The 17,890-nt window shown below is 64.1% G+C and carries 20 protein-coding genes; 4 read left to right on the top strand and 16 right to left on the bottom strand.

The features are described from left to right. Window positions 1-12 precede the first annotated feature (12 nt). From ACSV9I_RS08220 to ACSV9I_RS08205, 4 genes are all read right to left on the bottom strand, one after another. Window positions 13-282 carry a hypothetical protein gene (locus tag ACSV9I_RS08220; RefSeq protein ID WP_438328307.1) on the bottom strand — a complete coding sequence of 90 codons (270 nt, stop codon included), beginning with the start codon at window positions 280-282 and terminating at the stop codon, window positions 13-15. Between the two features lie 128 nt (window positions 283-410). Beyond that, window positions 411-620, bottom strand: coding sequence for a hypothetical protein (locus tag ACSV9I_RS08215; RefSeq protein WP_054160437.1), 210 nt, complete (start codon window positions 618-620; stop codon window positions 411-413). 83 nt (window positions 621-703) lie between these two features. Beyond that, complete coding sequence (locus tag ACSV9I_RS08210; RefSeq protein WP_438328306.1) at window positions 704-4,480, bottom strand: baseplate multidomain protein megatron; 3,777 nt, start codon at window positions 4,478-4,480, stop codon at window positions 704-706. After that, complete coding sequence (locus ACSV9I_RS08205; protein WP_438328305.1) at window positions 4,480-4,959, bottom strand: NlpC/P60 family protein; 480 nt, start codon at window positions 4,957-4,959, stop codon at window positions 4,480-4,482. Before ACSV9I_RS08205 ends, ACSV9I_RS08210 begins: the two co-directional genes overlap by 1 nt. 215 nt (window positions 4,960-5,174) lie before the next feature. Between ACSV9I_RS08205 and ACSV9I_RS08200 the strand changes: the two genes are divergently transcribed. Continuing rightward, window positions 5,175-5,447 (top strand): hypothetical protein, encoded by a 273-nt coding sequence (locus ACSV9I_RS08200; RefSeq protein WP_438328304.1) that lies wholly within the window; start codon window positions 5,175-5,177, stop codon window positions 5,445-5,447. Window positions 5,448-5,546: 99 nt separating this feature from the next. On the opposite strand, the gene ACSV9I_RS08195 is transcribed toward ACSV9I_RS08200, so the two are convergent. The 4 genes from ACSV9I_RS08195 to ACSV9I_RS08180 all read right to left on the bottom strand — a co-directional run bounded on the left by ACSV9I_RS08195 (window position 5,547) and on the right by ACSV9I_RS08180 (window position 9,152). Beyond that, entirely contained in the window at window positions 5,547-6,161 is a 615-nt protein-coding gene (locus ACSV9I_RS08195) for a heparin lyase I family protein (protein ID WP_438328303.1), read from the bottom strand. Window positions 6,162-6,293: 132 nt separating this feature from the next. Next, the gene (locus ACSV9I_RS08190) at window positions 6,294-7,295 is read right to left on the bottom strand and encodes a DUF2163 domain-containing protein (protein ID WP_438328301.1); all 1,002 of its coding nucleotides are present in this window, start codon (window positions 7,293-7,295) and stop codon (window positions 6,294-6,296) included. Then, complete coding sequence (locus ACSV9I_RS08185; protein ID WP_438328299.1) at window positions 7,292-7,924, bottom strand: phage distal tail protein, Rcc01695 family; 633 nt, start codon at window positions 7,922-7,924, stop codon at window positions 7,292-7,294. Before ACSV9I_RS08185 ends, ACSV9I_RS08190 begins: the two co-directional genes overlap by 4 nt. 586 nt (window positions 7,925-8,510) lie before the next feature. Further along, complete coding sequence (locus ACSV9I_RS08180; protein WP_438328298.1) at window positions 8,511-9,152, bottom strand: phage tail tape measure protein; 642 nt, start codon at window positions 9,150-9,152, stop codon at window positions 8,511-8,513. Window positions 9,153-9,427: 275 nt separating this feature from the next. Here ACSV9I_RS08180 and ACSV9I_RS08175 point away from each other — a divergent pair, with 275 nt between their 5' ends. Beyond that, window positions 9,428-9,967, top strand: a complete 540-nt coding sequence (locus ACSV9I_RS08175; protein WP_438328297.1) for an SMI1/KNR4 family protein — start codon at window positions 9,428-9,430, stop codon at window positions 9,965-9,967. A gap of 488 nt (window positions 9,968-10,455) precedes the next feature. Here ACSV9I_RS08175 and ACSV9I_RS08170 read toward each other — a convergent pair whose 3' ends face one another. After that, on the bottom strand, window positions 10,456-11,067 hold the full coding sequence (locus ACSV9I_RS08170; RefSeq protein WP_438328295.1) for a 3'-5' exonuclease: 612 nt from the start codon (window positions 11,065-11,067) through the stop codon (window positions 10,456-10,458). 326 nt (window positions 11,068-11,393) lie between these two features. Next, window positions 11,394-12,629, bottom strand: coding sequence for an argininosuccinate synthase (locus tag ACSV9I_RS08165; RefSeq protein WP_438328546.1), 1,236 nt, complete (start codon window positions 12,627-12,629; stop codon window positions 11,394-11,396). Window positions 12,630-12,756: 127 nt separating this feature from the next. Between ACSV9I_RS08165 and ACSV9I_RS08160 the strand changes: the two genes are divergently transcribed. Further along, window positions 12,757-13,227, top strand: a complete 471-nt coding sequence (locus ACSV9I_RS08160; protein ID WP_438328293.1) for an Lrp/AsnC family transcriptional regulator — start codon at window positions 12,757-12,759, stop codon at window positions 13,225-13,227. Window positions 13,228-13,464: 237 nt separating this feature from the next. Here the strand turns inward: ACSV9I_RS08160 and ACSV9I_RS08155 are convergent, their stop codons facing one another. Genes ACSV9I_RS08155 through ACSV9I_RS08145 form a run of 3 tightly spaced genes read right to left on the bottom strand, consistent with a single transcriptional unit; the run spans window position 13,465 to window position 14,547 of the window. Further along, window positions 13,465-13,674, bottom strand: a complete 210-nt coding sequence (locus ACSV9I_RS08155; RefSeq protein WP_438328292.1) for a rcc01693 family protein — start codon at window positions 13,672-13,674, stop codon at window positions 13,465-13,467. After that, window positions 13,671-14,132: a gene transfer agent family protein gene (locus ACSV9I_RS08150; RefSeq protein ID WP_438328291.1), complete on the bottom strand. Its 462-nt coding sequence runs from the start codon at window positions 14,130-14,132 to the stop codon at window positions 13,671-13,673. Before ACSV9I_RS08150 ends, ACSV9I_RS08155 begins: the two co-directional genes overlap by 4 nt. Before the next feature lie 7 nt (window positions 14,133-14,139). After that, on the bottom strand, window positions 14,140-14,547 hold the full coding sequence (locus ACSV9I_RS08145) for a phage major tail protein, TP901-1 family (RefSeq protein WP_438328290.1): 408 nt from the start codon (window positions 14,545-14,547) through the stop codon (window positions 14,140-14,142). Between the two features lie 413 nt (window positions 14,548-14,960). Between ACSV9I_RS08145 and ACSV9I_RS08140 the strand changes: the two genes are divergently transcribed. Then, the gene (locus tag ACSV9I_RS08140; RefSeq protein ID WP_438328289.1) at window positions 14,961-16,175 is read left to right on the top strand and encodes an MFS transporter; all 1,215 of its coding nucleotides are present in this window, start codon (window positions 14,961-14,963) and stop codon (window positions 16,173-16,175) included. Between the two features lie 81 nt (window positions 16,176-16,256). On the opposite strand, the gene ACSV9I_RS08135 is transcribed toward ACSV9I_RS08140, so the two are convergent. From ACSV9I_RS08135 to ACSV9I_RS08125, 3 genes are all read right to left on the bottom strand, one after another. Then, entirely contained in the window at window positions 16,257-16,706 is a 450-nt protein-coding gene (locus tag ACSV9I_RS08135) for a HEPN domain-containing protein (protein WP_438328287.1), read from the bottom strand. Beyond that, the gene (locus tag ACSV9I_RS08130) at window positions 16,696-17,055 is read right to left on the bottom strand and encodes a nucleotidyltransferase domain-containing protein (RefSeq protein WP_438328285.1); all 360 of its coding nucleotides are present in this window, start codon (window positions 17,053-17,055) and stop codon (window positions 16,696-16,698) included. The genes ACSV9I_RS08135 and ACSV9I_RS08130 overlap by 11 nt, the downstream gene beginning before the upstream one ends. 302 nt (window positions 17,056-17,357) lie before the next feature. Continuing rightward, window positions 17,358-17,756, bottom strand: a complete 399-nt coding sequence (locus ACSV9I_RS08125) for a DUF3168 domain-containing protein (protein WP_438328283.1) — start codon at window positions 17,754-17,756, stop codon at window positions 17,358-17,360. Window positions 17,757-17,890 lie beyond the last annotated feature (134 nt).

The following is a 17,890-nucleotide window of genomic DNA, read 5'->3' as shown; positions in this document are numbered from 1 at the left end:
GTGTCGCCGGTTTTACTGCGACACCCGCCGGGTGACCTTGCGGGGCCGCTCATTGCCGCTGCCCTGTACGAGCACGACGATCACGCATTCACCGCCCGATTCGCGCACGGAAAGCAACTGTCCGCCCTCCTCGGCCGCCACCCGCATCGCGGCTGCCCGGCAGTCGACGGCGCGTTGCGCCACCATCTGTTCGCCCGCGGCGAAGGCCTCGCCACTGGTCACCGGCTGGACAGCCACGGCGAGCGCAAGCGCCAGTCCGGTGATGTTCATGAATGCTGCCATTGCGTCCACTTCTGCATGGGGATCGATTGTTATCGACTATGTACTGCAGAGCGTCTGAATGGCAAATGAATGCTCATAAAGCTTCCGCCACTGTCAACCGTCACCGGTCACAGCCCGGCGGAACCGCTTCACCCGCCCACGCTCTTGGTCGCCGTCACGCGGCCGTAAAGGGCGAGCAGACCGCCGAACGTGCCGGCGAGAAGCGTCAGCGCGTCGGCGAGTTCGGCCTGATCGGCGTCGCCGAGATCCAGGCCCGCCTGGCGCAGAAGGGGCGAGGCAATGGCAATCAGCGCCCCCCAGACGGTTTTCGACTGATACCAGGGTTTAAAGTCCAGCATGGTCCTACTCCTTCTTCCTGCTGTAGATGGCTTCCTGTTGATTTGGCTTGCCGTTGATCTGGCTTGCCGGTGATCATGATGGGTCATTCGACCGGCAGAACCGCCTCGAGCGGCGCGCCGGCCGCCAGCCGACCCAGCTGGCGGATGCGCACGGAAAGCGCCGTTTGCGGCGCGCCGAAATCGGCTGTCTCTTCGGCCGCGGCATAGAGAAACCGGGGTTCCGTCACCTCGGCGCTTCGCCGCAGCACGCCGCCATCGAGGATCTCGATCCGGTAGCGCGCTTCGCTCTCGTCGAGCGGGATCTCGCCCTCCGTCCAGCCATCGGCCTCGATCCGGCCCCGGCGGATGAAGGTGAGCGTGATGTCGCCGGCCAGTTGGCGAACCGCGCGTGCATGCACCGGCGCAAGCGGCGTCTCGGCCTGCAAGCCGCCAGCCTGAACAAAGGGTCCGGCGCGGTCGCTCAAAAGCCCGATCGGCTCCAGAATCCAGTTGGTCGCCACACCGCGCTCGGCAGCGGCAAGCCCAAGCGGCCGCACCGCATCGTCGAGCAAAACGAGATCGGCCCCGACAGCGGCCGTCGCCCGCATCGCCGCTTCCGTGCCGCCCAGCCCGCGCAGCAGCCCGGTCAGCCGGAATCGGCCAGGGCTGACTTCTTCCGCGTCGCGAAAACCGATCACCTCCCAGCCGCCCGTGATTGCCCGCACGGCAATCCGGTTCTGCCCGGCAAGCACCGCCAGCCGGCTGACCGAGGCAAAGGCCCCGCCAAAGAGATCGACCACAACCGAATTGCCTTCGTCGAAACGCCCGCTCGGCCCCGGCCCCAAAGGCTCGACCAGTTGGCCCATGGTCGCCGGCCGGTCGAGTGTCAGCCGCAGCCGATAGCCTTCCGCCTCCAGCGAAGATGACACAGCGATCCGGCGCCAGGGTCGGCCGAAGGCAGCAATCGCGGCATCTCCGGTGCTGGCTGCGCCCTCCAGTCGCGGCAAATCGAGAAAGAGCACGCGTGGCGCAAAGCCCTGAGAGCCGCCCGTATCCGGCAGGCGCCCCGGCTCGTTCGTTGCGCTCGGGGCCGCCGCCCTGCCGGCAAAGGCGCGCAGCGTCAGGCGTCGCTCAAAGCCCTCGTCGATCTCGGAAACCAGAAACCGCCCCTGCGGCCCTTCCGGGAAGCGCAGCACATCGCCCGGCTCGACCGCGATCTCCTGTGGTGACAGCGTCAGTTGCAATGTGCGCCGCGCCAGCCGGTTGTCGCGCAGCCAGCCTTCGGCCGCGGCCAGCGCCGTCTCCTCGGGCATCACCGCCGGCAAATCCCGCGCCAGCTGCCTCAGCGTTGCTGCCTCCACCTTGCGCGAGCGCACGCTTGCCTCGCCATAGTCTGCGGCCGGATCGTAAAAGGTGATCAGCGCCTCGGAGGCAAAATCGCTGTCATGACCGCGTGTCTCGCTCCACAACGGCTCTCCCTCGGTGGCCGCCAGCACATCGATCACCCGCGCCGGCAGGCTCGCATGGGCGCGGCTGCGGAACCGAAGCGTGCCACCATCCTCCACCACGTCGATCTGAAAGATCGTGATCAGCGGTTCGATCAGGTCGCGGGCCGCGTTCAGGTCGCCCTTCACATAACCGCCGAGATCGCCCGCAACGGCACTGACGTCGAAATCCTCAAAGCCGTGATCCGTCAGGATCGCCGCAATCGTGTCGGCCAGCGTCGCCGTGCCCAGCCGTCCGTTCAGCCAATGGCCCGTGCGCCAGTTGCTTCCGTCAGACCATTGGCCGCGATCCTCGGGAAAGGCCGGATAGGGCCGCGCATCCCAGGTCCAGAGAAAGATGCGGGCCGGATCGACCATGCCAACCGGCGCGTTACCTGCCGCCCAATGGTCGAGATGGGCTTCGAGAAACCGCCGCTGCGCGCTATCGGATCGGCTGCCGGTGGAAAAATACGGCCGCCCGCTTTCCGCCGATTTGGCGTCGACAAAGACATTCGGCTGGTTCGCTCCCTTGTCGACCGCCGCACAGCCAAGCTCGGTAAACCAGATCGGCTTCATCCCCGGCACCCAGGCCGTCGGCACGGCCTGTTCAACACCGCCGATCCGGTCGTGATGCGGGTTTGCCCACCAGCCCTCCAGATCCTTGAAGCGATAGACCCAGGGCTTGCCATGGGCGCCATCGGTGATCGGCGTTCGGATACGGGCCTGCCTGTCCGCCTCGCTTGCATAAAACCAGTCATGCCCCTCGCCTCCCGTCAGCATCCGGGCAAAACCTTGGGCGTCGTCGACGCCCGAAAATCCATCGGGGCTTTCCGCTTCGAGATCCTCGTCGCGCCAGTCGGCCAGCGGCATGTAATTGTCGATGCCAACCGCCGTAATGTCAGGGCTCGCCCAGAGCGGATCGAGATGGAAGAAGACATCGCCCGAGCCATCGGCCGGCTGATGGCCGAAATATTCGCTCCAGTCCGCCCCATAGGTGATCGCCGTCGAAGCTCCGAGCAGGTCCCGCATTTCGCCCGCCAGGCCCACAAGCGCCTCGACAAAGGGAAACCGGTTGTCCCCGTCCCGCAGTGTCGTCAGCCCACGCAGTTCCGAACCGATCAGAAACCCGTCAACGCCGCCCGCTTCGCTGGCAAGCTCCGCATAGTGCCGCAAGAACCGCCGATAGCCCTCCGCCCTTGCAACAAAGGTCTCCACCTGCGTCCGTGCTGCCGCCGTCCGGTCGGCACTGACCGGATAGGCGGTCACCCGCCCGCGCCAGGGATAGGCCGCTTGCGCTGCTCCGCCATAGGGATCAGGCAGTCCATTGTCCTGCGGAATATCCATCATCACAAAGGGATAGAGCATCACCTTCAGCCCCCGCGCCTTCAGGTCGCGGATCGCTTCCACCACGCTGTCATCGCTCGGCGATCCGCCATAGGCCGGTCCGCCCTCATGGCGCGAAACCAGATGCGCCTCGGCCCGGGTCAACCCGTCCACGCGCCAGGGCCGGCTTTCGCTCGTTCGTGCCGCAACCTCGACGCCCGGCACGATCCGGCATTCGCCGCAGCGCAGATCCGTGCCGAACCAGGCGACAACCAGCGCCACGGTTTCAAGCTGCGGGCAGAGCGCCTGCAACTCGTCCAGCGAGGCCTGCCAGTCGGTGTCGGCCGTCAGCGTGTTGCGGTTCAGCCAGCGCTTTTCGCCCGGAGCCGGCGCGTCCGACACCCGTGTCGTCGCATAGCCGTGCTCGGTGGCGCCGGGGATGATCGTCACCGCCCGGATCTTCTCCTCCAGCGCCCCCACCGGCCGCATCACTTCAAATTGCAGGAGCGGAATGCGATTGCCGAAATCATCGAGCGGCAGGCGCTCAAAGACGACATAGGCAAGTCCGCGATAGGCCGGCACCTTGCCCGCCCCCTGCTTGGCCTCGATCAGCGGATCGGCCGGCTGGCCGTCCCGTCCGGTATAGACCCGCATCTCGATTTCGGTCAGGTCCAGTTCGCGGCCATCGGCCCAGACCCGCCTTATGCCGGCAATCGGCCCCTCGCAGAGCCCAAGCGCCAGATTGGCGAAATAGCGATAGGTCGTGGTCCGGGTGCCGCCGGTCGATTTCGACCCGCTCCTCTCGGTCACCGCCTGCTCCTCGAAACGCGTCGCCCAGATCAGCGTGCCGCCAAGCCGGGCCGTGCCGTAAAGCCTCGGGATCGCGGTGCCCTCGCTGGCACCGGCCAGCCGCGCCGAAGACAGTCTCGCCCCGGTCACCGAATTGCCGCCGAGCAAGCTGCGGTCGATGGCGCTACCGGCGAGCGCGCCCGCTGCCCGGCCGAGAATGCTGCCAACCGGCCCGAAGACCGAACCAAGCGCGGCACCGGCCGCCTGCAGGAGAATGGTCGCCATCAGCGCGTCCTTTCCGGAAACCGATAAATCCCCGCAATCCGCCGCCGCCAGCCCGGCACCAGCGCCGAGCGGATCACCGCCGATTGCTCATAGGCATGGATGAAGGCATCGGGCGTCCGGCTGAAGGCGGCAGGGTCCCGTTCCCTCCTCTCCATCCGCGCCAGAATGCCTGCATGTTTCGCCGCCATGCCGGGGCGAAAGCGAAACAGCACGAGATCGCCGGCGCGGGCATCCACCAGCGACCCCACCGCCTGAAAATGCCGTTCGGCGGCCCGGATCAGCCGCTCCTCGCCGGAGCGCTCCGCCCAGTCGGGCGCATAGGCCGGCACCGCCTCGGGTTCTGTGCCATACAGCGCCCGCCAGATGCCGCGCACGAGCCCCAGGCAATCGCAGCCGATGCCCCTTGCCGACCCCTGATGCCGATAGGGCGTGCCGATCCAGCCCTCGGCGAGGGCCAGAACCTCTTCTTCGATGGTCATGGAAAAACTCCCGGCGGATCGAAACAAGACCAAGCCACACGCCGCAGCCTACTCTTCTCCCCATCGGGGAGAAGGTGGCCCGAAGGGCCGGATGAGGGGGCGCGAAGCGCAACGCCTATGCGCTGCACCGCGCGGTCCCGCACCACCCCAAAAGCCCCAGCTTTACAAGCGCTGAACCGCCTGCTTCATTGCACGCACTCGAAAAGGATGGTGGCATGAACCGGACACTCATCAGCGCACTCGACGTCATCAACACCTTGCTCGCGCTCGCCATCATCGGCGGCTGCACCGTGTACGGCCTGTTCATGAAACCGGCCGAGGGCGCCAATATCCTGCTCGGCATTGCCGGCCTTGGCGCAGGCACCGTACTTGCGGCCATCATCTGCGGCCTGTTTGCGGTGCTGGTCGAGGTCGAAAACCATCTGCGCCGCCTCGTCATCCTGCGCGAGGCCGAGCTTGGCCGCGACAACCCGAATTTCGGGCGCTGACAACGGCCTCTCCCGCCCGCGCAAGAGCGCCCGGTCAACCGCGACCGATCGCGGGGCTTCCTGTCGGAAACCCAGCAACCGTCCTTGACCTTGCGCGCGTCAGCTCCGGCTGACCTTGCAGTAGCTCACCTGCTGGTCAGGCCCAACAAGGCCTTCCGTCATGTTTCGATAAATGCCGTATTTGAAATAGACCGACGTCGCCGCAGCCGGCACCAGGGCAAGCCCGGTCTCCCTGATCACCGTCTGACCGTTCAACCTGACGGTCATGGCACCCGCCGTCTCGTGCCAGACGAAGGTATAGACGAAGGCGTTCCAGCTGCCCTTGTTCACGGTCACCGGGAACTCGACGAAGGTCCCGGCATCGCGATTGTTGAGGCAAATGGTGAATTCGCCTTCCTCATAGCGGTTGAAGACGCTGTCATAGGAGCCGCTATGCCATTGGCCGAGCGTCTGCTTGGGGCTGAATTCCGGATAATTGGACGGGATCTTCAGCTGGAAGGCATAGACATGGGTCGAGCCGATTTCGTCTTCGGTCGTCACCCGCGCTTCGCAGCGCTCGCGAAAATTCAGCGCGTCGCTGCTGTCGTCACCATTCCAGTAGTCGCCTGCGCGCACCAGGAATGTCTCGACGCCATTGACGCGGCTGTAACGCGTCTCGTCGACCGCCTGCACATAATAGGAGTAGCCGTTTCCGTCAGGGCAAATGATTTTCATGGCAATGCCTTTCATCTCTATCGGACATGTTGCTTGGGAGGAGCCCGGACCCTCCTGGGCCGGGACGGACGGCGCAGGTCCTGTCTGCACCGTTTCGAATGGCGCGCTGCCAAGTTCATCCGACCGAAATGGTCACTCGAACAACACGCTGCCGTCATGCGTGCTGTCGCCACTCACATAGGAATAGGCGAAGTCACTGCCCGGCATATGGGGAAATCCTCGAAAATTCAGTGCGTTGCCGAAGCGTGTTCGACAGGTGGTAAAGCTCTTGTCGCAGCCGACCGTCAGCACCACCGGATCGCCCGGCGCAGGGCTCGCCTCCATCGGCAGCCAGAGCCGCAGCTCCATCGTGGCCCCGGGCGCTGCCGCAAACGCGGCCTCTGCCGCATCCATGTCGCCGCTCTCAGCCACGCCCGCAGCAGCCTCCCCGGCCGACCCAGGCGCCGCCGGCACCGTGGCGCCGCTCTCCTCGATCGCCAGCCTTTGGCCGGCCAGCACACCGCCCTCGAACCGGCAATGGCCGAGGCGAAAATGCCCGGCCGCCAGATCTGCATCAAGCACCGGCAAGCCTGTTATCACCAGCCGGTCGGCGGCCTTGACGCTTCCCACCAGACCCGTCATCCGCCGCAGACCTGCCGCCATGTTCACCCCGCAGCGCCCGTCGCCCAGATCGGCATCGCAACGGCGATTGTAGATCCGCCCCGCCGGCTGTTGCAGCCGATGCGCGACGCTTCTCAGTTCCGCCGAAAAGCCGGGGCCCGCCCTTGTCACCTCGCCGATCTCTTCCACCGAAAGCCGCGCATGCGCCGCCTCGGGCGCCTGCCAGTTGACCAGGAAGACCTCGACCCTTGCCCCGTCATAGCGTCCCGCCGCAAGATCCGCTTCGCTGATCGCCTCGCTCGAAAACCCGCCCCGGATCTCGGCGCCGGTCGCCGCCAGCCCGCTCATCGCCCGCGCCTCGGTCGCCGCAAAGCCGCTTGCCGGCGCAAAATGCGTGCCGGCAAACGCCAGCGCCGCATCATGCTCTGTAAAGCCCAGCACCGCGCCGTCCCTCAGCGTCACCCGCCAGGCCCGGCAGAGCGTCGTCTCACCGCTTGCGATATGCGCCGCCAGCGCCTGTGAAAACCGTCTCATGGCATCACCTCGATCAGCGGAATGGAGGGAATGCGCCCCGCCCGGAAGGCTTCGAGATCGATCTCGATGCGCTCGGTGTCGAAGCGCACGGGCACGTCGAAGTCGAAGCCGGCGCGGATCTCCGCCCCGTCGTCCGGCACATGGCCATCCTCGAAAGTCACCATGCCGGTCGCCGCATCGACGGCAAAACCGGTCAGCCGCTCCACCCCGTCGACCGCGATCCGCACACTGCCCGCCACCGGCTTTTGCACCGGCCGCCGCTCGATCGCGGCTTGATCGCCATAGGCTTTCACAAGCGCAAACCGCCTGGTCTCGCCATCCCCCTCGCCCAAAATCTGGTCGAGCGGCCCCACGGCTTCCCCCGGTCTCGCCGAGGAAAAATCCACCGGATCGCGAAAGCGAAACCCATGCAGCCGCCCGCCGCGCGCCTCGAAGAACTCCAGGACCGCGTAGAGATCCGCGACCGACCGCAGCGCCGAGCCGACATCATAGCGACGCCTGGAAAACCGAAACCGCCGATTGCGCGCCTCGCGCCCATTGGTCAACGACACCACATCCGTCAACCGCTCCGGCCCACCCCGTGTCGTCAGCGACAAGCGCAGCGGAAACCTGATCTCATGAAAGGCCATCTCTGCCTCCGTTTGGTGTGTGTATGCGCCAGGCCGCCATCGCGATCAGCCCTCATCTCAAGCCGGGCGCCTATGATCAGCCTCGATGGTCACCGCTCACCCCGAGCCGGGCGCCACAACGATCAGCCCTCATCCTGAGGTGCCGGGCAAAGCCCGGCCTCGAAGGACGAGGGCGAGTGGAACTCTCTGCTAAAAACCTGCTCGCGCGGCCTCGATCCTTCGAGGCCCGGCTGAGCCGGGCACCTCAGGATGAGGGGCAAAGTCGGCCCAGCCTCCCACCACCTCCCCCTTGGACGGCGGAGACCGCCGCTCAAGCGGCGGATGGTGGTAACCGCCCCCCCCCCCGAGCACAACGGCCAGCCCTCACCCTGAGGCGGGCGCCACAACGATCAGCCCTCATCCTGAGGTGCCGGGCAAAGCCCGGCCTCGAAGGACGAGGGCGGGTGGAACCCTCTGCTAAAAACCTGCTCGCCCGGCCTCGATCCTTCGAGGCCCGACTGCGCCGCGCATCTCAGGATGAGGGGCAAAGTCAAGTTCAACCTCCACCACAATCTGCGTATGAAGACCCCGCCAATATCCCATCCCCTCACAGCCCCCGCCGCCCGCGGGCAACGGAGCGCGCCAGCATGGCCGAGATCTGGCCCTCGCTGCGGGCAAAACTGGCGGCATCGGTCGCCGTCACGTTGAAATGCACCGTCACCGCGCCGCCGCCATCGGCGGCCACGCCAAGCGCGCCATCCGAGCCGCGCTTCAACGGCAGGATCGCCTCCGCCCCCGCCTCGCCCATCAGCCCGGTTCCGCCGCCCATCGGAAAATAGGTGGGCGCTGCCACCACGCCGCCATCGGCAAAGGGCATCACCCGCCCCGGCACGCCGCCATGCGCAAAGGCTGCAACATCCGCGCCGAACCCCGCCCCGACAGACGCTCCCCCAGACGAACCCAAGGCCGAACCCAGGGCCGAACCCAGACTGCCCACCAGCCCACCCGCCGCCTGGCCCAGCACATTTTCAAGCGGCTTCAGCCCGGCCGAAAGCGCAATATCGGTGAGCCTCGCCCCCACCGTGCGCAGCACATCCTCCAGCCCCTTGCCGCCACTTGCGGCATTCGTCAACGCCGATGTCAGCGCCCGCCCGAAACTCGCCGAACGGCTCTCCAGATCCTCCAGCACCGCCAGCGCCTGAGCCCCATCCAGATCAACGGAGAGCGAAAGTGTGTCGTCATCGGTCATGGGGGGGCTCCTTGCGTGTTTCGAAGGGAGGGAGGGGTTTGCGCGCGCCGCTGCTTGCCGGCGCAGAGCGCAATCGACAGAACGTGACGGTCGGCACTTCGGCCGAACGCCCGTGACTCGGTGCCTGCAATCTGACAAGGCGGCCCGCCCCGTTGCAGTTCTTGACTCGATTTCCCACCGTTACCTACAAAGTATGCCGCGTGCGTTGGCGAAAAAGAGCTTCAGCCATCCGCTCCAACATGGCGCGGCTCGTTTTCACAGAAGGGCAGAATTCAATGATCGAAAGATGGGTTAAGCCTCTTCATGCTGAAGGCCCCAAAGATGGGATCGGCGAAGCCATTCGGATATGGGAGCGCGACAATGGTGTGCAGTTGCCGGATGACTATCGCAGCTTCATGACCCGATATGACGGTGGCAGGGTCTATCCATTGATGTTCAGACATACAGCCCGCGAGCCAGGCGAGGCATCAAACCCCACCGAGCACTTCGTTGATCCCTTCTACGAGTGGGACCACGTCATGACGTGGCGCGCTGAACTCGGCGACAGCCTGCCTGAGCAATGCCTGGTCATCGGCGGGGATCCCGGCTTTATCGAGCTGGTGATGTCGCTTCGGCAAGGCGATTATGGTCACATCTATAGCTGGGTCCGCAATTTCGGCGGGCCATGGCTTTCTCCCGAAAACGACTATCTTTGTCCGCAGGCCTCTTCATTCAGGGAATTCGTCGAAGGTCTGTTTGAGAATGCCGAAGGAGACGGTCGAGACTATTGGGTCATGTTTTCCGAGGGACAGCAGCCTCTGCAACTCACGCCCTAGAATTCAATCCAAAGGCGAACTGGCTTCCTCCTCCGATCAGACGTCAAGCGCCGTCGGGGAACTTGGGATCTGTGCGAAACCGTGGGTCAACGCGCTGGCGAACCCAACGGCTCGCGGCGGCCCGTCTTGAACCCAGCCGCTCGAGACATGCCGCTCGAGACATGCCGGACAAGCCTGCCAGATACCGGCTGACGAAGTTCGTCAGCACGTCTCGACAGATCCCTTGGAACGCTCACTCTCTGGCCATGCCAAATTCAATCTCCACCGGTTCATGGCCCGGCACGGCATCGCAGGACTCAATACTGCTCGCAACGTCCACAATCGCCGCAAACCTGCGCAAACCTGCCCAGACCTCCCCTCGCGCCGATACCCGCCGCCTTGCTGCCGCGCCAGGATTAGCACCCCTCCCCTCAATCCGGAAACCGCGCCATCAGCGCCTCCCAGGGAAAGAGCCTTGCCCAAGAATCGCGGGTGTCCGCTATTGGCCGTCAGCGGCCAAACATCTCCTGCTGAAGCTTCCCTGTCTGCAAAAGATATTGAATCGTGTAGGCAAGCGATAACGCGTCGTCCAACGCATCGTGGCCTCGCAAAGGAGGATGCGACACGCCGTAATAGTCCGCGAGTTTATTGCTTGGGGTTTTCGCTACATCCTCAATCGGCATTCCAGCGGCCAACAAGAGCTTTACGGCATTATCAAAACGCTGGGCTGGAATGGAAGGCGCGATGCCCGCAACATAGCAACTGATTGCGATCATGTTCAGCTCGTCTTTTCCCCATGACCAGCACCGGGAACCTTCGGAAAAGGCGTCGAAGCTCGAAAGGGCGTCCTGCAACGAAATACCTTCAGCATCGACCTTATTGTCCGTGATGCCTGTCAACTGTGTGAAAAAGGGATCGAGGGCATATCTGCGGCCAAATCGATCGATTGGGTGGACGTAAGCCTTGAACGTGTCGATTAGCGGAAAATCGCCGTCTAACCGCACCTTGACCGCGCCAATCTGGGCGATAACCGGATCCGGGTCATGTGCCGCGCACCAAAACCTACGCTGCGAACCTTCAAGGCAGAGAAATTCACAGTCGAATATGATCGCAGTCTTCAACGGTCTCTCCCTTACGCAAAAATCCTGATTGTTGCCAAACCTGTGCTTCTGACTATTGCTGCGTTATGAAATAGGGCTTACGCAATCGCAGCAAACCTGCGCAGACCTCCCCTCTCGCCGATACCCGCCTCCTTGCAGCGCGCCAGGATTAGCACCCCTCCCCCTCAATCCGGAAACCGCGCCATCAGCGCCTTCCCGGGAAAGGTCAGCGCCACAGAGTTGCGGATGTCCGCAATCGACCCGAAGCGGTCACCCGTCGACGCGCAAATCAGTCGATAAACACTCGTTTTTTCACCTGAATTTCGCGACAGAACTTCCCTTAAAATTCAAATGGGGTCTACCTGTCGCGCTTTGCCGTTGCGGGCTGCCCAGCTTTTCAGACGCAGACCGTTGAGTTTGATGAAGCCTTGGGCATCATGATGGTCGTATGAGCCCGATCCTTCTTCAAAGGTGACGAGATCCATCGAATAGAGCGATCCGGGCGAAGTCCGAGCGATCACGTTTGCTGAGCCCTTGTAGAGCTTGAGCGTGACTTCGCCGCTGACATAAGTTTGGCTCTGATCGATCATGGCCTGCAGCATCTCGCGCTCCGGGGAAAACCAGAAGCCACTATAGATTAGCGCGGCGTAGCGCGGCATGAGATCGTCTTTTAGATGAGCCGCCGCGCGATCGAGGGTGATGGATTCAATACCCCGATGAGCGGCAAGCAGTATCGTGCCGCCTGGCGTTTCATAGACGCCGCGGGATTTCATCCCGACGAACCGGTTCTCAACCAGATCAATCCTGCCTATCCCATGCTTGCCGCCTAACCTGTTGAGTTCTGTCAGCAGTGCTGCAGGCGTCAGGGCGATGCCATTCACCGAAATTGCATCACCTTTCTCAAAGCCGATGACGATGGTTTCAGGCTCGTCTGGAGCATGTAGGGGATCGACTGTTCGCTGATAGACATAGGACGGAGCAATCTCGGACGGGTCCTCCAGGATTTTACCTTCCGTCGATGTATGCAAGAGGTTCGCATCGATTGAGAAAGGAGCTTCCCCGCGTTTATCCTTCGGAATAGCGATCTGATGCTTTTCGGCATATTCGATGAGCTGCGCGCGAGATTGAATTTCCCATTCCCGCCAGGGCGCTATGATCCCGATTGACGGGTCGAGGGCATTTGCCGCCAGTTCGAAGCGCACCTGATCATTGCCCTTACCGGTGGCACCATGGGCGATGGCGTCAGCGCCAACCTCTCTTGCTATGTGGATGAGATGTTTGGCGATCAGCGGCCGCGCAATTGAGGAACCAAGCAGATACTGACCCTCATAGAGCGCATTGGCTCGAAACATCGGAAAGACGAAATCCCGAACGAATTCCTCGCGGACATCAAGGATGCGGATATCCTTGATGCCAAGCTTCTCCGCCTTTTCGCGCACCGGCTCCAGCTCTTCACCCTGGCCGAGATCAGCCGTGAATGTAACGACCTCGCATCGGTACGTCTCCTGCAGCCACTTCAGGATAATCGAAGTGTCCAGTCCGCCTGAATAGGACAGCACGATCTTCTCGATCTTTTTCGTCATTGCCTTCGTCCCCACGTTGAATATCTGAAACGATAGGCCAACCGCTGCGCAATGAGCTTGCCAATAGTCCATTGATTTAGGATAATTTGGGATATTATGCCAAAAAATGGGTTTCTAGAGCTACATTATGTCACTCAAATTGGATGAAATTGATCGGCGAATCCTGAAGGCACTCCAGCGGGATGGACGCATTTCCAATATCGATCTGGCGAAGGAAGTGGGGCTCTCTCCGTCGCCGTGCTTGCGCCGTGTCAGGCTCCTGGAAGAGGCGGGTGTCATTGATCGCTACGTGGCCGTTCTTGATCCGACCAAAGTGGGTGCAGGTCTGACGGTGTTTGCCCGCGTCTGGTTCAAAACACAGGACGCACAGGTCACTTTGAAATTTGCAGACGCTGTCAGGCGCCTACCGGAAGTCATGGAATGCTATCTGACCACCGGAGAATGCGACGCCATCCTGCGGATCGTTACTGCCGACCTACATAGCTATTGGCGCTTTCAGGCCGATCACCTAACGCGTATCCCAAGTGTGCTGAACGTCAAAACGGACGTTCCAATGGAAACCCTGAAGCGAAGTTTCGAGTTGCCGCTGGCATCCTAATTTCGATGCACGAGGCATCGGGGCGATCGCTGCGTGCAGGAGGAAGAAAATGAGGCGCATCAAGCACTCGCGGACCTTCCAATCAAGGCGACACTTGTTGTCCTGACTTTTGTGACATTGCAAAATATCCAGTTCTACGGCAGCCACAACGTCCGCAACCGCTGCAAACCTGCCCAGATCGACCCTCGCGCCGATACCCGCCGCCTTGCCGCCGCGCCAGGACTAGCCCCCTTCCCCTCAATCCGGAAACCGCGCCATCAGCGCCTCGACATCGCGCCGCGAAATCGCCGCCGAACGGTCCGGACCGCCCGCCATGGCCGCCAGTTCCGGCAGGGTGAGCGCCCAGAAAACCTGCGGAGACAGCCGCAGGCGGTGGAGCCCGAGCGTCATGGCCGCCTCCCAGGGAAACGGCCTTGCCCGGACCCTATCTCCGCCTGCGGCCCTCAAGGGAAAGGCGCATCCGCCTTTTCCGCCTGCGCGCCGCGCTCGGCCGCGCCGCCGTTCGTCGGGCCACCCATTGCCCCACCCGGCGCCCCACCCGGCGCCCCACCGGGCGAAAACGTCACCGTCAGCAGCGCCCCCACCACGGCGGCCGCCCCGGCCACGCCGCCTTCCACGGCCATGCCCGCCACATCGGCATCCGAGACCCGGTTGCCGCCGCCGCGCAGGCCGCAGCTCAAAATACGGATGAGATCGGCGCTTTTCAGCCGTCCGGAGGAGAACCGCGCCGCGAGATCGCTGAGGCTGTCTGCCCCGAAGGCCGTTTCCAGTTCGGCGAGTGCCCCGAGCGTCAGGCAGAGAATGCGCCGCTCGCCGTCGATCATCGCCTCCACCTCGCCGCGATGGCGGTTGGCGCGGCGGAGGGTTGCGGGCTCGCGCCCCGGATGGTCGCCAAAGCTATGCATCGCCACCTCACAACGCGGCAAAGGAAACGGCACCGGCCGATTCCAGCGCGATCTCGAAGGTCAGTTCGCCGTCGTGATTGCCGGCATAATCCAGCGCCGTCACCTGAAACGGCGCCGTCACTGTGCCGAAATCCGGGATCACCACCTGATAGGTCAGGATCGCGCCTGCAAAAAACGCCGCCCGCAGCGTCGCATCCGAAGCCTGGTCGCGAAACAGGCCGGAGCCGGTCAGCCCCGCCCGCCGCACACCGGCCCCTGCCAGCAATTCCCGCCATTGCCCGGCGCTCTCCTGGTCGGTCACATCAACCGATTGCGCATTAAACGACAATCGCCGCGCCCTCAGCCCCGCCACCGTCACAAACCCCGCCCCATCCTCAACCTTCAACAACAGATCCTTGCCCCGCTGCGCGCCCATGGCCATGCTCCTTTGATGTGTGTGTGGTGTGTGTGAACCGTGTGGCGTGGGAGAGCAGGCTTGAAGACCTGCCCTCCTCCCGAGGTGGGAGCCCCAACGGTCAGCCCTCATCCCGGATGTGGAAGCCTCAACGATCAGCCCTCCTCCCGAGGTGGGAACCCCGACGGTCAGCCCTCCTCCCGAGGTGGGAGCCACAACGGTCAGCCCTCATCCTGAGGTGGGAGCGTGAGCGACCCTCGAAGGACGAGGGCGGGTGGCGGTGCGCGCGCGGCTGGCGTGGAGCGGGCGGGTGGCGGTGCGCGCGGTGCCGCTGCACCACTCCGCACCCGTCAACATTTCCCCTAGCCCAATCCGCCCGACACCCTTAAGACGAGCGCGCACGCCGCAATGCCCCGTTTCGTTGAAAGTCCCGCATGCTCTCCCCCCGCATCATCCTCGTCGTCACGCTTGCGCTCAGCCAGATCATCAGCTGGGGCACGACCTTCGAAATGCCCGCCGTCTTCGGCCGCCAGATCGCTGCCGATCTGGGCATGGCCAATGAGACCGCCTTTGCCGGGCTCACCGTGATGATGCTGGTCATGGCAGCCCTTGGCCCCTCGACCGGCCGGCTGATGGCGCGGATCGGGGCGGCCCGCGTGCTCGCCCTCGGCTCCGTCACCATGGCGACCGGGCTTGGTCTGCTGTCCGTCGCGCACGGTGTCGTCACCTATGGGCTCGCCTGGCTGGTGCTGGGCGCCGGCGGCTCCTTTGCCCTCTCGGTCCCGGCACTTGCCGCCGTCGTCGAGCGCGAGGGTCGGCAAGCGCGGCGCACCATCGGCATGCTGATGGTCTTTACCGGCCTCTCGTCCGCCGTCTGCTGGCCGCTTCTGGCGCTCGCCGGCGAAGAGTTCGGCTGGCGCGGCGCGCTGCAGATGGCAGCCCTTGCCCATATCCTGCTCTGCCTGCCGCTGCATCTGTCACTGCTGCGCCTTCAGATCGCCCGCTCGGCCGAAGACCGCGCGCGGGATGCGGTCGCGCCGCTTGTCATGAGCCGGCGCACCGCTCTCCTTGCCTTTCTGCTGATTGCGCTTGCCAGTGCCCTTGCCAGCCTGATGACCTTCGGGCTCTCGCCGCAGCTCCTGCATATACTCGAACTCTCCGGCGCCACGCCGGCGCTGGCGCTGCAGCTCGGTTCGCTGCGCGCCGTGTTCGGCATTGCCGCCCGCGCCGTCGATCTCGTTGCCGGAAAATACACCTCGCCGGTCGCGACCGGCCTTGCCGGCACCGCCATGCTGACCGCCTCGACGGTGCTCCTAATCTTCACCTCCGGCACGCCGGCGAGCCTTCTGCTGTTCACCGCGCTTTACGGCTTCGGCTCCGGCGTCACCACGCTTGCCCGCGCGCTCCTGCCGCTTGCCTTCTTCTCCGCCAGCCGCTTTGCCGAACAGTCCGCAAGGCTGGCTTTGCCGCAAAACCTCGCCAATGCCATCGCCCCGGTCCTCATCACCGCCGTGATCGACCGCGCCGGCATCCAGACCGGCCTCCTCGTCACCACCACCCTCGCCGCCTCTGCCTTCCTCGCCATCATCGGCCTTGCCGTGATCGCCAGGCGCAGCGCGCCCAATTCCCACGCAGAACCCTCACCCTGAGGTGCCCGACACCGTCGGGCCTCGAAGGGCGAGGCCCCGTTCGTCTCTGAAGCCTATCGAGCGTGCCATGGATGGTTCTGTTCAGAACCTGGGCGCCACGGCCGTGTGCGCCGGAACACGATCGCTGTCGTTGAGGTCAACGCCGAAATGCAGAGCAAGGCCATCAAGAATCGCTGCAAGCGCTGCAAGGGCCTCATCTAACGCGTCTCTGGGCGCTCTCGCAGGCATGCGACCGGCATCTTTCGGATAACGATAGCTCGTGGCGTAGACGGTCAGGAAGGTCAAAGCGGAAAACCGCAGCTTGAAGGGATTGGCATCCGGCAAGAGGTCGCGCAGCACGTCCAGCCGATGCGCGTCTTTGCGCTCCGCCCGGATCCCTTCAGCGGTCAGCAATGCCAACAGCATTTTCTCTGCAGCCTGCTGGGCATGATAGGCATCATTGCGGTTTGATGCTGCGGCCAGCATGTTTGCCGCCTCGAGATCTTCCTTAGCCAAACGCAGCGCGTTGGCGATATGGAGCTCAGCGGACAAGGAGCAGAATCCCGTCGTCCACAATGTGGCTGGCCGCCGAGTTGGCCACCGCCAGATCGGCGCGAAATTCTGACAGGCGCGTGCAGGAGACATCGGCATAGACACCGGCCCCCTCCTGGAGCTTCCACCCGAAAACCGGCGACAAGATACGGTCAGGCGCATCGTCGGGCACGATGACCTTCAGATCCCAATCGCTCAGCGCCGTCTCGTCGCCCCGCGCCCGGCTACCATAGAGGATGACATTGACCGGATTGCAGGCCTCTTCAATGCGCTCAAGCAGCGGCACCAGCTCGGGAAACCGTCCCTGCACCGCGATGCGACCGCCAAATTCTTCTGCAAGCAAACGCACAGAGCATTCCCCGTGAACACACGAGCCGCAGCATAGCGTGCTCAAGCCCGCTTTTCCAGACATCCCGCCTCGCGACACCAACCCCTCACCCTGAGGCACCGGCACCAGCACGATCTCGAAGGGCGAGGCCCGCCCCTCTCAACAGCCGCCATTGCCTCATGCCACCACGGCCCAGCAACGCCAATGCCAGCCACCACCTCCAGCCCAGCCCCAACGCCCCCCCTCACCCTGAGGTGCCCGACACCGTCGGGCCTCGAAGGGCGAGGCCTCCTTGAGCCACAAAACCGCTCCCCCGAAAAAAATCACTCCACCACCGCCCGCAGCCGCACCTCCGCCACGAACAGCCCGGTCTTTGCCTCCCGACGGCTGGTGATGCCGCGCTGCACGAGATTGACCAGCCGCAAGCCGCCGATCCCCGCCGGCAGCGCCTCGGCCACCCGGCCGAGATCCGACGCCAGCGCCTCGGCCTCGCGGCGGGAGATCTCGCTCCAGAGCTCCAGCACCATCAGGATCTCGTGCCCCTTGCTGTCGCCGGTGGAAAAATCCCGGGTCTCGATGGCCCCCGGCAGCAGAACCGGAAAGCGGGTGCCGCGCTGCCTTCGGTCGGCAAGTCCCTCGCCGCCAAGCGCTGCGGAGAGCGCGGCATCGGCTTTTACCGCCAGATGAAGGGCTTGCAGCAAGGCGTTGACCGGGCTCGTCATGGCGCCGCTCCTACCGTAACGTTCCCTTTGTGCCGCAGCCGCGCCCGTTGACCGTTGCGTCCGCGCCCAGCCTGCAGCGGAGAATGCCTCTTCGCCGCAGGCCCGTCCTCTTCGACGGCCCGATCGGCGCCATC

The organism is Rhizobium sp. G187, assembly GCF_051549525.1.
Lineage (GTDB): Bacteria > Pseudomonadota > Alphaproteobacteria > Rhizobiales > Rhizobiaceae > Allorhizobium.
The sequence above is the reverse complement of the archived record's forward strand: the minus strand, read 5'-3'. Positions and strand labels throughout refer to the sequence as shown.

Bases quoted from the DNA above. Each gene is read 5' to 3' on its own strand.
- ACSV9I_RS08210 (WP_438328306.1), bottom strand. From the start codon at position 4,480: ATGGCGACCATTCTCCTGCAGGCGGCCGGTGCCGCGCTTGGTTCGGTC.
- ACSV9I_RS08145 (WP_438328290.1), bottom strand. From the start codon at position 14,547: ATGGGCGCGCAGCGGGGCAAGGATCTGTTGTTGAAGGTTGAGGATGGG.
- ACSV9I_RS08140 (WP_438328289.1), top strand. From the start codon at position 14,961: ATGCTCTCCCCCCGCATCATCCTCGTCGTCACGCTTGCGCTCAGCCAG.
- ACSV9I_RS08220 (WP_438328307.1), bottom strand. From the start codon at position 282: ATGGCAGCATTCATGAACATCACCGGACTGGCGCTTGCGCTCGCCGTG.
- ACSV9I_RS08125 (WP_438328283.1), bottom strand. From the start codon at position 17,756: ATGACGAGCCCGGTCAACGCCTTGCTGCAAGCCCTTCATCTGGCGGTA.
- ACSV9I_RS08165 (WP_438328546.1), bottom strand. From the start codon at position 12,629: ATGACGAAAAAGATCGAGAAGATCGTGCTGTCCTATTCAGGCGGACTG.
- ACSV9I_RS08185 (WP_438328299.1), bottom strand. From the start codon at position 7,924: ATGGCCTTTCATGAGATCAGGTTTCCGCTGCGCTTGTCGCTGACGACA.
- ACSV9I_RS08190 (WP_438328301.1), bottom strand. From the start codon at position 7,295: ATGAGACGGTTTTCACAGGCGCTGGCGGCGCATATCGCAAGCGGTGAG.
- ACSV9I_RS08195 (WP_438328303.1), bottom strand. From the start codon at position 6,161: ATGAAAATCATTTGCCCTGACGGAAACGGCTACTCCTATTATGTGCAG.
- ACSV9I_RS08150 (WP_438328291.1), bottom strand. From the start codon at position 14,132: ATGCATAGCTTTGGCGACCATCCGGGGCGCGAGCCCGCAACCCTCCGC.
- ACSV9I_RS08205 (WP_438328305.1), bottom strand. From the start codon at position 4,959: ATGACCATCGAAGAAGAGGTTCTGGCCCTCGCCGAGGGCTGGATCGGC.
- ACSV9I_RS08200 (WP_438328304.1), top strand. From the start codon at position 5,175: ATGAACCGGACACTCATCAGCGCACTCGACGTCATCAACACCTTGCTC.
- ACSV9I_RS08175 (WP_438328297.1), top strand. From the start codon at position 9,428: ATGATCGAAAGATGGGTTAAGCCTCTTCATGCTGAAGGCCCCAAAGAT.
- ACSV9I_RS08215 (WP_054160437.1), bottom strand. From the start codon at position 620: ATGCTGGACTTTAAACCCTGGTATCAGTCGAAAACCGTCTGGGGGGCG.
- ACSV9I_RS08160 (WP_438328293.1), top strand. From the start codon at position 12,757: ATGTCACTCAAATTGGATGAAATTGATCGGCGAATCCTGAAGGCACTC.
- ACSV9I_RS08180 (WP_438328298.1), bottom strand. From the start codon at position 9,152: ATGACCGATGACGACACACTTTCGCTCTCCGTTGATCTGGATGGGGCT.